General features: G+C 63.5%; 7 protein-coding genes and 1 pseudogene. 2 read left to right on the forward strand and 6 right to left on the reverse strand.

Annotated elements, in window-relative coordinates; translation table 11 throughout:
• The 3 genes and pseudogenes from AC4FWB_RS04700 to AC4FWB_RS04710 all read right to left on the reverse strand — a co-directional run.
• The gene (locus AC4FWB_RS04700; protein WP_491024622.1) at positions 1 to 1125 is read right to left on the reverse strand and encodes an ABC transporter permease; all 1125 of its coding nucleotides are present in this window, start codon (positions 1123 to 1125) and stop codon (positions 1 to 3) included.
• The gene (locus AC4FWB_RS04705; RefSeq protein ID WP_491024623.1) at positions 1118 to 2041 is read right to left on the reverse strand and encodes an ABC transporter permease subunit; all 924 of its coding nucleotides are present in this window, start codon (positions 2039 to 2041) and stop codon (positions 1118 to 1120) included. Before AC4FWB_RS04705 ends, AC4FWB_RS04700 begins: the two co-directional genes overlap by 8 nt.
• Before the next feature lie 426 nt (positions 2042 to 2467).
• A pseudogene (locus tag AC4FWB_RS04710) lies at positions 2468 to 3808 on the reverse strand (peptide ABC transporter substrate-binding protein); the annotation flags it as partial.
• Between the two features lie 373 nt (positions 3809 to 4181).
• Between AC4FWB_RS04710 and AC4FWB_RS04715 the strand changes: the two are divergent.
• Both AC4FWB_RS04715 and AC4FWB_RS04720 read left to right on the forward strand, forming a co-directional pair.
• Entirely contained in the window at positions 4182 to 4547 is a 366-nt protein-coding gene (locus tag AC4FWB_RS04715) for a TadE family protein (RefSeq protein ID WP_491024624.1), read from the forward strand.
• Positions 4547 to 6313, forward strand: coding sequence for a pilus assembly protein TadG-related protein (locus AC4FWB_RS04720; protein WP_491024625.1), 1767 nt, complete (start codon positions 4547 to 4549; stop codon positions 6311 to 6313). Before AC4FWB_RS04715 ends, AC4FWB_RS04720 begins: the two co-directional genes overlap by 1 nt.
• A 7-nt stretch (positions 6314 to 6320) precedes the next feature.
• Here the strand turns inward: AC4FWB_RS04720 and bglA are convergent, their stop codons facing one another.
• The 3 genes from bglA to AC4FWB_RS04735 form a co-directional block, all read right to left on the reverse strand.
• A complete protein-coding gene (gene bglA, locus AC4FWB_RS04725; protein WP_491024626.1) occupies positions 6321 to 7964 on the reverse strand; it encodes a beta-galactosidase BglA in 1644 nt (547 codons plus the stop codon).
• Entirely contained in the window at positions 7964 to 9964 is a 2001-nt protein-coding gene (gene glgX / locus AC4FWB_RS04730; protein ID WP_491024627.1) for a glycogen debranching protein GlgX, read from the reverse strand. The genes bglA and glgX overlap by 1 nt, the downstream gene beginning before the upstream one ends.
• A gap of 199 nt (positions 9965 to 10163) precedes the next feature.
• Positions 10164 to 11792, reverse strand: a complete 1629-nt coding sequence (locus AC4FWB_RS04735; protein ID WP_491024628.1) for an alpha-D-glucose phosphate-specific phosphoglucomutase — start codon at positions 11790 to 11792, stop codon at positions 10164 to 10166.
• Between the last annotated feature and the right edge of the window lie 2 nt (positions 11793 to 11794).

Below are 11794 nucleotides of genomic sequence, written 5' to 3' on the forward strand. Positions count from 1 at the left end.
TCAGCGATCCTTCGGGTCGAGCGCGTCGCGCAGGCCGTCGCCGACGAAGTTCAACGCGAACAGCGTCGAGACGAGGAAGAAGGCCGGGAACAGAAGCAGCCAGTTGGCATAACCGATGTTCTTGGCGCCGACCGAGATCAGCACGCCCCAGCTGGTCATCGGCTCCTGCACACCAAGGCCGAGGAAGGACAGGAAACTCTCCAGGATGATCACCTGCGGCACCAGCAGCGTCATGTAGATGACGACCGGGCCGAGCAAATTGGGAATGACGTGGCGCACGAGGATGCCGCGCTGGCCGACGCCCATCGCTTCGGCAGCCTGGACATATTCCTGGCGCCGGATCGACAGCGCCTGGCCTCGCACGATGCGCGCCATGTCGAGCCACAGCACCGCGCCGACCGCCAAAAACATCAGCACGAAATTGCGACCGAAAAACACCACCAGCATGATGACGAAGAAGATGAAGGGCAGCGAATAGAGCACGTCGACGATGCGCATCATCACCTCGTCGACCTTGCCGCCGGCAAAGCCGGACGTCGCGCCGTAGATCACCCCGATGACGCCGGCGACGACACCGGCAAGCAGGCCGATGGCGAGCGAGATGCGCCCGGCCATCAGCGTACGGGACAAGAGATCGCGTCCTGTATTATCGGTGCCGAAGAAGAAATATTGCTGCTTGATGGCGGAGCTCATCGTCAATTCGAGCCCGTCGGTCGACTTGCTTTCGATCCTGGTGTCGTCGAAGGCGTCGGAGCGGTCGAGATAGCGGATGTTGCGGTCGTCGACCGGCTTCTTGGACGTGACGGTCACGATCACGCGGCTGCCGTCCTGATGCCATTCCTTGATGTCGACGCGCATGCGCTTAATGGCGTCGGTCAGCGCGGTTTGGATCATGTCGGGCTTCGGGTAGGCCGAGAAGCTCGGCGGCGTGCGCACATAGTCGCCGTAGATGGTGGTGTATTCATGCGGCACGACCATCGGGCCGAACACGCTGATGACGGCAATGAACGCCAGGTAATAGAGGCTGAACATGGCGGCGCGGTTACGCTTCAGCCGCGCCCATGCATTGCCCCAGAGCGAGCGGCCGACGATCGGTTCGGGAGCGGCTACGGCGAGCTCAGTCATAGCGCACCCTCGGGTCGACGACCGCGTAAAGGAGATCGACGATCAGGTTGAAGACGATGGTGAAGAGCGCGATCACCACCACGGTTCCCATGACCAGCGTGTAGTCGCGGTTGAGGGCGGCATCGACGAAATAGCGGCCGACGCCCGGAACGGAGAAAATGGTCTCGACGATGACGGAGCCGGTCAGCAGCGCCGCCGCCGCCGGACCGGTGAAGGAGACGATCGGCAGAACGGCGCCGCGCAAAGCGTGCTTGACCACCACCGACCAGTCGGAGAGGCCGAGCGCGCGGGCGGTGCGGATATGGTGCGAGCGCAGGCTTTCGATCATCGAACCGCGCATCAGGCGGGCGACGATGGCAATCTGCGGCAAGGCGAGCGTCAGCACCGGCCCGACTTTGTTGATTAAGGCGCCGTCACCCCAGCCGCCGATCGGCAACAGCTTCCAGGACAGCCCGAAGAGGAGCTGGATCACCGGCGCGATGACGAAGGTCGGGATGGTGCTGCCGGCGGTGGCCAAAGCAATCACCGAATAGTCGGCTATTTTGTTCTGGTTGAGCGCCGCGATCGTGCCGAGGATCGAGCCGAGCAGCAGCGCCAGCACCAGTGCCGAGGTACCGATCTGCACCGAGATCGGCAGGCCCTTGGCGAAGAGTTCGGTGACGGTGAAATCCGGCAGGTTGTAGCTCGGACCGAAACTGCCGCGCAAAAGATTGCCGAGATAGTGGACATATTGCAGCCAGAGCGGATCGTCGAGGCCGAACTGGGCTTCGAGATTGGCCCTGATCTCGGGGCTCAAGCCCCGCTCCTGGTTGAACGGGCCGCCCGGCGCGACGCGGATCAGGAAGAACGCCACCGTCACGATGACGAATAGCGTCGGGATGGCGGTCAACAGCCGCCGGAAGACATAACGCAGCATCGGCGCCCCGCTTCAGCCAGGGCGACAGCTCTCCAGACGAGACCGTGGCGCGCTGGCATCTCTGATCTTCGCACCGGCATTGCCGAAAATCCAACCCGACTTTCGGCCCGGCACGACGACAGACCGCGGCCGCCGCTCCCAAAAAGAGAGCGGCGGCACGGCCAAGGTTACTTGTCAGTCCTTGGAGATGAAGCGGGACGGGTGGATGTCCATGACGTTGTCGTCGAAGCCATGCAGCTTCGAGGAAACGATGTCGTGGTAGCTGTAATAGAGCAGCGGGATCTCGCCGACGTCGTCGACGAGGATGCGCTCGGCCTCGGCGAGGTCCTTCATGCGCTCCTCAGGCTTGCCGCCGGCGGCTGCCGCCTTGTCCATCGCGGCCTCGTAGGCCTTGCTGTCGTAGTTCGAGTAGTTGTTGCCGCTCGCCTTGCGCGAGATGCCGAGGAAGGTCTCCGGATCCTTGTAGTCGGCGATCCAGGCGGCGCGGGCAACGTCGTAATTACCCTTCTGCTCGAGGAAGCCGTAGTGGGTCTTGGTGTCGGTGTTGAGCAGCGTCACCTCGATGCCGAGCGGCTTCAGCTGTTCCTGGATGGCGACCGCCGTGTTCTTATGGTTCTCCGAGGTGTTGTAGCGGATCTCCATCTTCAACGGATGCTCAGGTGTATAGCCGAGTTTCTCGAGGATCTTCTTGGCAGCATCCTCGCGGTCGATCTGCGACATGTCGGCGTATTTGGCCAGTGCCGGCGTGTAGCCCTCGATGCCCGGAGGCACCATCGAATAGCCGGGCAGCATAGAATTCTGCCAGACCTTCTCGGCGAGGAAGTCGCGATCGATCGCCATCGAGATGGCGTTGCGCAGCTCGACATTGTCCCAAGGCGCCTTGTCGGTCTTGATCGCATAATAATAGGTGCCGAGATATGGCCCGACACGGACCTGGTCACCGAATTTGGTTTTGAGATCGGCGAGCTGTTCGGTCGGCAGGTCACCATAGCTGTCGAGTTCGCCGGCCTCGAAGCGCTTCATTGCCGACGAGCGATCCTCGGTAGGGATGTAATTGACCACGTCGAGCTTGACGCTCGCGACGTCCCAGAACTTCGGGTTCTTGGCCAATTTCATATGGTCGTTGGGAACCCACTCCGCCAGCGTATAGGCGCCGTTGGAGACCAGCTTGCCTGGTTTGATCCAGTCGGCGCCGAGCTTGTCGATGGAAGCCTTGTTGACCGGATAGGTCGCCTGGTGGGTCAGCATCTCCAGGAAGTAGGGCGTCGGAGCCTTGAGCGTGACTTGCAGCGTGTTGGCGTCGACCGCCTTGACGCCCATGTCCTCGGCCTTGCCTTTCTTGGTGTTGAAGTCCTCGGCGCCCTTCACCGGATAGAGCATGGATGCATATTCGGCAGCAGTGGCCGGATCTTCCAGCCGATGGAACGAATAGACGAAGTCGTCCGCCGTCACCGGGCTGCCATCCGACCAGAGGCCGTCCTTGCGCAGCTTGAAGGTGTAGACGGTGCCGTCGTCGGACACCGTCCAGCTTTCGGCGGCGCCCGGAATGAGGTTCGTCTTCTGGTCATGCATGACGAGGCCCTGGAACAGGTCGCGTATAATATCGGCCTCGTAGACCGTCGACGTCTTGTGCGGATCGACCGTCTCCGCCTCGGCGGCGGCTCCGCGGTTGTAGACGGTCTCGGCGAAGGCCGGCGTGTAGAAGGCGCCGGTGGCCAAGGCCATGGTGGTGGCGAACACAGTCGCCTTCAGCAGGTTTTTCAGCATGAAGTCTCTCCCTTTGGACGCGGCCCCTCAACCACGTCTTTTGAGTGTTGACGCCCCGAAGCCGTTCAACGGCTCCTTTTGAGCGTGCCGCCGGTCCCTTCCGGCAGCTTGGTGGCGGGAGACTAGACAGAGCGAAATCTTATTTCAACTACCCACTGCTTGACGTTGAGTGAGCAGCGTCTCGCTAAAACAGCTAAATCTAAAGCTTATTCGCGTCGTTCAACTTGGTGCACCTTTCGGTTGTTCCAGTCGTTTTCAGTTTTTGCAGGCAGGTCTTGGCATTCTCCGGACCATGCTGAAGAACCGCAAATTCCTCGCTCCTTGGTCTCGTTTCCGGGCTGATGCCGCAGGCACGTCGGCGGTCGAATTCGCCATGCTGGCGCCGATTTTCATCCTGCTTTTGCTCGGCATGGTTGCATACGGAATCTATTTCGGCGCCAGCCATTCGGTCCAGCAGATCGCAGCCGACGCGGCGCGAACGGCGATTGCCGGCCTCAACCAGACTGAACGTCAGGCGCTGGTCACCGATTTCATCAACCACGACGTCTCGGGCTATGCCTTTGTCGACCCGAAGAAGCTGACGGTCGACGCCAAGGACAGTGCCGTCGACGGCAGCCAGTTCGTCGTCTCGGTCAGCTATGACGCGCGCAACCTGCCGATCTGGAGCCTGTTCCGGACGCTGCCGTTGCCGGGCACCACGATCCAGCGTCAGTCGACGATACGGGTCGGAGGCATATGATGCGCAATTCCGCGGGGGGACTGATGGGCGCGACCCGACGGCTGATTGCCGACCGGCGCGCCAATTTCGCGGTCATGACCGCGCTCTGCACGCCGGTGGCGCTGGCGTTGACCGCGTTCGCGGTCGACGAGGGCTCCCTCTACAACGAACGCCGCGCGGCGCAGTCGATCGTCGACCTCGCCGCGATCACCGCCGCCGCCCACATCAACAATGCCGAACAAGCGGTGCTGACGACGCTGAAGGACAACGGAATCACGTCCGTGGCCGTGCAGCAGGAAGGCACGACCGTTGCGCCAACCGCCAGCAAAGCCGTCGTGCAGGTGGTGCCCGGGCGCTATTCCGGGGTCAGTTCGATTTCGGCAGGCAGCCGTTTCGAAGCAGGCAAGCTGCCCTACAATGCCGTCCAGGTGTCGCTGAAGAAGCAGGGAACGCTCTATTTCGCCGCCTCGATGATGGCGCCGCCGGTGATCGGCACGACAGCCACCGCCAGCGCCCAGCCCGAAGCCGCATTCTCGGTCGGGTCGCGGCTTGCCAGCGTCAATGGCGGCATTCTCAACGCGCTGCTCGGCGGCCTTCTCGGCGGCAATATCTCGCTCAGCGTGATGGATTACAATTCGCTGATCTCGGCCGATGTCGACGTGCTCTCCTTCACCGATGCGCTGGCGACGCAGCTGCACCTGACCGGCGTGACCTATTCGGACGTGCTGGCCTCGAAGGCGACCGTCGGCCAGATCGCCACCGCCATGGCCAATGTGCCCGGGCTCGACCACACCGCCAAGCTCGCGCTGCAGACCATGGCCTCGAGCGCCACCAACTCGGTCAAGATCCCGCTCAGCCATCTGATCGACCTCGGCACGGTGGGCAGCCTCGGCCTCGGACAGAAGCCCGCCGGGCTTTCGGTCAACGCCAGCGCCATGAGCATGCTGTCGGCGGCCGCAGCTTTAGCCAACGGCACGAACCAGGTCTCGGTCAATCTCGGCGCCACCATCCCGGGGCTGACATCGACGACCCTTCAGGTCGCCATCGGCGAGCCCATGCAATCCTCGCCCTGGCTGGCGGTCGGCGAGATGGGCACGGTGGTGCGTACCGCTCAGACGCGCATCAAGCTCAATGCCAGCGTCACCGTCGGCACTCCCAATCTTGCCGGCGGCATCAAGCTGCTTGCCGTCAACCTGCCACTGAATGTCGAAGTGGCCTATGCCGAAGCCAAGCTGACCGACATAAGCTGCCCGACCGGCCCATCCAGCATCAAGGTCACCATCGCCGCGCAACCCGGCGTCGTCGCCGCGCATCTCGCCGACAGCAACGCAAGCGGCTTCGCAGACTTCACCAAGCCGCAATCCTTCAGCGACGCCGAAATCGCCGATGTCAGCATCAAGCTGCTCCTGATCAACATCAACCTGTTGCAGATCAAAGGATCGTCGGCCTTTTCGGTCACCAATATGGCGCCGACCAACCTGACCTTCAGCGCCACCGATATCGCCAGCAAGGCAACCAAGACGGTGTCGACGAAGAACCTGACGCAGTCGCTCACCACCTCGCTGGTGAACAACCTGTCGCTGACGGCCAACGCGCTCGGCCTCGGGATCGACGTGACGTCCCTGCTCGGCACGGTGAAGCCGGCAGTGACGACGCTGCTCAACAGCGTGACCGCACCGGTCGACGACCTCGTCTACAACGTGCTTGCAGCCCTCGGCGTCCACGTCGGCGAAGCCGATGTGCGGGTCACTGGCGCGACCTGCGGACGCTCAGTTCTCGTCCAATAGCCGACCGTCAGCCAATTCTGGCGACGAAGCAACCCACAGGCGGCAGTGCCAGCGCAATCTCTTCGAGAACACCGCCAAGAACGCCGGCGACGTCAACGGCAAGAGCCGTTATCTCGACATCCCTGATCTCCGCCGGCAGCGTCCAGTTCGCCGGCTCACCGGCGAAGTTGAAGACGCATAATAATTTCTCGTCTTCGTGCTGGCGGACAAAGGCCAGCACGTCGCCCTCCGCGTCGAGAAAGCGGATCGAGCCGCCGATCAACGCCGGATGGCGCTTGCGCAGGGCCAGGATCGAGCGATAGGCGGCAAGCACCGAACCATCTTCGCTATTCTGCACATCCACCGCGCGAGCGCGCTGGCTTGGCGGCACCGGCAGCCAGGGTTTTCCGCTGGAGAACCCGCCATTCTCGGCGCCTGCCTCCCAGACCATCGGCGTGCGGCAGCCGTCCCTGCCCTTCACGCCCGGCCAGAAGCGGATGCCCAGTGGATCGCGCAGGTCCTCATAGGCAAGCTCCGCCTCCTCCAGCCCAAGCTCCTCACCCTGATAGAGGCAGATCGAGCCGCGCAGGCACGAAAGCAGCGCGATCGAAAATTTCGCCACCGTGTCCGGATTCTCGCCCGGCCGCGTCCAGCGGCTGACATGGCGCACGACGTCGTGGTTGGAGAAAGCCCAGCAGACCCAGCCATCGGCAACCGCATTCTCAAACGCCTCGACGCAGCCGCGCACATGGGCTGCCGAGAATTGTGGTCCGAGCAGGTCGAAGGTGTAGCACATCTGCAGCGTGTCGCCGCCGGATGTATAGGCCGCGAGCGTCTGCAAAGAGCGTTCCTCGTCGCCCACCTCGCCGACCGCGGCACGGTCAGGGTACTCATCGAGCAGCGCGCGGAAACGTTTTAGGAAATCGAGGTTTTCCGGCCGCGTCTTGTCGAAGAGATGTTCCTGAAAGGCGTAGGTGGTGGTCGCGCCATTGGTGCCGGCGACGCTTGAGGCCAGCGGCGGGTTGTCGCGCAGCCAGCGGTCGTGGACATAGTAGTTGACGGTATCCAGCCGAAAACCGTCGACGCCGCGCTCCAGCCAGAAGCGCACGGTGTCGAGGACCGCGTCCTGAACATCCGGATTGTGGAAATTCAAGTCCGGCTGCGCGGCCAGGAAATTGTGCATGTAGTACTGCCGGCGGGTGGCGTCCCACTCCCAGGCGGGGCCCCCGAACAGCGATTGCCAATTGTTGGGCGCGCTGCCGTCCGGCTTGGCGTCTGCCCAGACATACCAGTCGGCCTTGGCATTGTCGCGGCTGGCACGGCTTTCGACGAACCATTCATGCCTGTCCGAAGAATGCGAAATCACCTGGTCGATGATGAGCTTCAGGCCGAGCCCGTGCGCCTCGGCGACCAGCGCGTCGAAATCCTCCAACGTGCCGAACATCGGATCGATGTCGCGATAGTCCGACACGTCATAACCCATGTCGGCCATCGGCGACTTGAAGAAGGGCGAAAGCCAGACGGCATCGACGCCGAGCGAAGCGACGTGGGCGAGGCGCGACGTGATGCCCTTGAGATCGCCGCTGCCGTCGCCGGTCGTGTCCTGGAAGGAGCGCGGATAGATCTGGTAGATCACGCAGCCGCGCCACCATTCCGAATTGCGATCAGCCATCACGAACCCTTTCCGGCGCGCATCCGTGCGGAACGCTGCTCGATCATAACTGTCACGCTGCGGCCGGGCAGTGGCCGTGCAAGGTCGACCGCCATCGCCTCGATAGCGGGATGCCACCCAAAGCCGTCCCGCGCGGGCAAGGTGAAGACGCATTGGCGGCGGTCGCCATTGATCATGACGGCAAGGCGACCACGCCCGCTATCGCCGAGCATCATGATAAGGCGATGTCGCGCGGGATCGTTCCAGTCGGACTCGCCGAGCGGCGCGCCGGTTTCGGTCAGCCAAGCGACATCGGGGATTTCCGACCCGTCGGCAGGCTCGCCGGTCAGGAAATGGATGTCTGACAATGCGGGGAAGGCGCGGCGCAGCGCGGCGAAAGCCGAGACGTATCGCTCCAGCGCCTCATCGCGGCCGGTCCAGTCGAGCCAGGTGATGGCGTTGTCCTGCGCGTAGGCGTTGTTGTTGCCTTGCTGCGTGCGGCCGAATTCGTCGCCCGCGGTCAGCATGATTGTGCCGCGCGAGGCAAAGAGCGTCGCAAGCAGCGCGCGTTGGTCATTGAAGCGGGCTTCGGTTATTGCTGCATCATCCGTCTCGCCCTCGACGCCGTTGTTCCACGACAGATTGTCGTTGTGGCCGTCGCGGTTCTGCTCGCCATTTGCCGTGTTGTGCTTGCGCTCGTACGTGACGAGATCGGCCAGCGTCATGCCATCATGCGCGGCGATGAAATTGACGCTGCGGCTCGCCGGATGGCCTTCCCTGCCGAACACATCGGAGGACCCGGCAAGCCGGGTGGCCAAAGCGCCAATCGCGCCGGCGTCGCCGCGCCAGAAGCGCCTGACATCGTCGCGGTAGCGGTCGTTCCATTCCAGGTATCGCGGCCGGAAATTGCCGAGCTGGTATCCGCTCGGACCGATGTCCCACGGCTCGGCGATCAACACCCGGTCGGCAAGCACGGGATCGCCGGCGATGGCCTGGAGCAGCGGCGCATTCGGATCGAACGCGCCGTCGACGCGACCGAGCACCGGAGCCAGATCGAAGCGGAAACCGTCGACGCCGGCGTAGCGGACGAAATGGCGAAGCGTGTCGAGCACCATCTGCCGCACGACCGGATGATCGCAGGCGACCGTATTGCCGGTGCCGGTGTCGTTGGCCTGCCGGCCGTCCGGCAGGTGCCGATAATAGGCCTGCGCGTCGAGGCCGCGCAGCGACAGTGTCGGCCCGAGCCGGTCGCTTTCGCCGGTATGGTTGAAGACGAGATCGAGGATGGTGCCGATGCCGGCCTTGCGCAGCGCTGTGACTGCGTCGCGCAATTCGGTCAGGCCGCCGGGCGCGAGGCGCGGATCGAGCGCCATGAAGGTCACCGGGTTGTAGCCCCAGGCGTTGCTCAGCCCCAGCGGCGGCAGATGCCGCTCGTCGATCGAGGCGGTCACCGGCATCAGCTCGACGGCGGAGACGCCGAGGCGCTTCAGATGCTCGATGACGGCCGGATGGGCGAGCGCCGCGATGGTGCCGCGCTGCGCTTCGGGTACGTCCGGATGCAGCTTGGTGAAGGAGCGGACATTGAGCTCGTAGATGAGGCCGCCGGGCTGGAACAATGGCGGTTTGACTGCCGGGGGTTTAGGCAGCGGACGCGCTATCGCCTTCGGCATCAACGGGGCGGTGTCAGCGCCTTCGTTGCGTTTGGCGGCAAGCCGCCAGTGGTATTGATACGGCCGGTCGATCTCGATGGCGTAGGGATCGGTCAGCAGCTTGTCCGGGTCGAACCAGAAGCCACGTTCCGGGGCATAGTCGCCGTCGGCGCGAAATCCGTAGCGCGTGCCGTCGGTAAGGCCGGGAACGAAGAGGGCATGGACGCCCTCGCCTTCCGACTTCAGCTCCAGCCGGTCGAGTTCGCGCGTGCCATCGCCGTCGAAGATCGAGACCCACAGGCGTCTTGCCGATGAGGACCATGCGGCGAAGCGGATGCCATCATCGGTGATGGTTGCACCGAGCTGTGTCATGGGAGCGCCTCCCCTTCTCCCCTTGTGGGAGAAGGTGGATCGGCGCGCAGCGCCGAGACGGATGAGGGGTGTTGGAAGGAATGAGGCGTGAGCGATTTGGGCAAAGGTCTGCGCCAAGCTGGAGCACCCCTCATCCGACCGAGCTTCGCTCGGCCACCTTCTCCCACAAGGGGAGAAGGGGGAGCCCGTCCCACCCCCCTCAAGTAATCACGCTCGGCTTGTTGCGGCCGGTGTGGCGCTTGATGCCGGCGATGTCGTCGGCGGCGGCGATGAGGTCGGCGAGCGCCCCCTGCGTGTCGAGATCGTGCCTCGCCTTGTCCGGCTCATAGCGCTCGATATAGACGCGCAGCGTCGCGCCGGACGTGCCGGTGCCGGAGAGGCGGAAGACGACGCGCGAGCCGCCCTCGAACAGGATCCGGATGCCCTGGTTCTTGCTCACCGAGCCGTCGACCGGGTCGTGATAAGCAAAATCGTCGGCCTTGGCGATCTTCAAACCGCGCACGCTCGTGCCAGGCAGCGAGGCGAGCTTGGCGCGCAATTCATCGACCAGCGCGTTCGCGCGGTCGGTCTCGACCTCCTCGTAGTCGTGGCGCGAGTAGTAATTGCGGCCGTAGGTTTCCCAATGCTTGGTGACGATGTCCTTGCAGCTTTCGCCGCGCACGGCGAGGATGTTGAGCCACAGAAGCACCGCCCACAGGCCGTCCTTCTCGCGCACATGGTTGGAGCCGGTGCCGGCGCTTTCCTCGCCGCAGATCGTCGCCATGCCGGCGTCGAGCAGATTGCCGAAGAACTTCCAGCCGGTCGGCGTCTCGTAGATGCCGATGCCGAGCTTCTCGGCGACGCGATCGGCCGCGCCGCTGGTCGGCATCGACCGCGCGATGCCCTTCAGGCCTTCCTTGTAGCCGGGCGCCAGATGCGCGTTGGCGGCAAGCATCGCCACCGAATCCGACGGGGTGACAAAAATGCCCTTGCCGATGATCAAATTGCGGTCGCCGTCGCCGTCGGAGGCAGCGCCGAAATCCGGCGCGTCCGGTCCCATCATCTCGTCATAGAGATGTTTTGCATGCACCAGGTTCGGATCGGGGTGATGGCCGCCGAAATCCGGCAGCGGCTTGAAGTTGCGGCAGGTGCCGTTCGGTGCGCCGAGCCGGCGCTCGAGGATTTCCTTGGCGTAGGGACCGGTCACCGCATGCATGGCGTCGAAGCGCATGCGGAAGCCATATTTGAAATTGGCGCGGATGGCGTCGAAGTCGAACAGGCTCTCCATCAGCTCGGCATAGTCCTTGACCGGATCGATGATCTCCACCGTCATGCCGCCGGCCTCGACGGTGCCTATCGTGTCGATGTCGATCGCACCGATATCGGCGATCTTGAAGCTCGAAATCGTCTTGGTCTTCTCGAAGATCGCGTCGGTGATCTTCTCCGGCGCCGGGCCGCCATTGCCGGCATTGTATTTGATGCCGAAATCCTCGTGCGGGCCGCCCGGATTGTGGCTGGCCGACAGGATGATGCCGCCGAAAGTCTTGTATTTGCGGATGATGTTGGAGGCGGCCGGCGTCGACAGAATGCCGCCCTGCCCGACCATCACCTTGCCGAAGCCGTTGGCGGCGGCCATCGCGATGGCCTTCTGGATGACCTCACGATTGTAGAAGCGGCCGTCGCCGCCGATCACCAGCGTCTTGCCCTCGAAACCTTCCAGCGCATCGAAGATCGACTGGATGAAATTTTCCGCATAGTGCTCCTGCTGGAAGACGGGCACTTTCTTGCGTAGGCCGGACGTGCCGGGCTTCTGGTCGGTATAGGGTTTGGTGGGGACGGTTTTGATCATGC

The organism is Mesorhizobium sp. LEGMi-168a, from assembly GCF_058312955.1.

Excerpts from the sequence above, each read along its gene's own strand:
- bglA (WP_491024626.1), bottom strand. The coding sequence starts at position 7,964 with ATGGCTGATCGCAATTCGGAATGGTGGCGCGGCTGCGTGATCTACCAG.
- glgX (WP_491024627.1), bottom strand. The coding sequence starts at position 9,964 with ATGACACAGCTCGGTGCAACCATCACCGATGATGGCATCCGCTTCGCC.
- AC4FWB_RS04720 (WP_491024625.1), top strand. The coding sequence starts at position 4,547 with ATGCGCAATTCCGCGGGGGGACTGATGGGCGCGACCCGACGGCTGATT.
- AC4FWB_RS04715 (WP_491024624.1), top strand. The coding sequence starts at position 4,182 with ATGCTGGCGCCGATTTTCATCCTGCTTTTGCTCGGCATGGTTGCATAC.
- AC4FWB_RS04735 (WP_491024628.1), bottom strand. The coding sequence starts at position 11,792 with ATGATCAAAACCGTCCCCACCAAACCCTATACCGACCAGAAGCCCGGC.
- AC4FWB_RS04700 (WP_491024622.1), bottom strand. The coding sequence starts at position 1,125 with ATGACTGAGCTCGCCGTAGCCGCTCCCGAACCGATCGTCGGCCGCTCG.
- AC4FWB_RS04705 (WP_491024623.1), bottom strand. The coding sequence starts at position 2,041 with ATGCTGCGTTATGTCTTCCGGCGGCTGTTGACCGCCATCCCGACGCTA.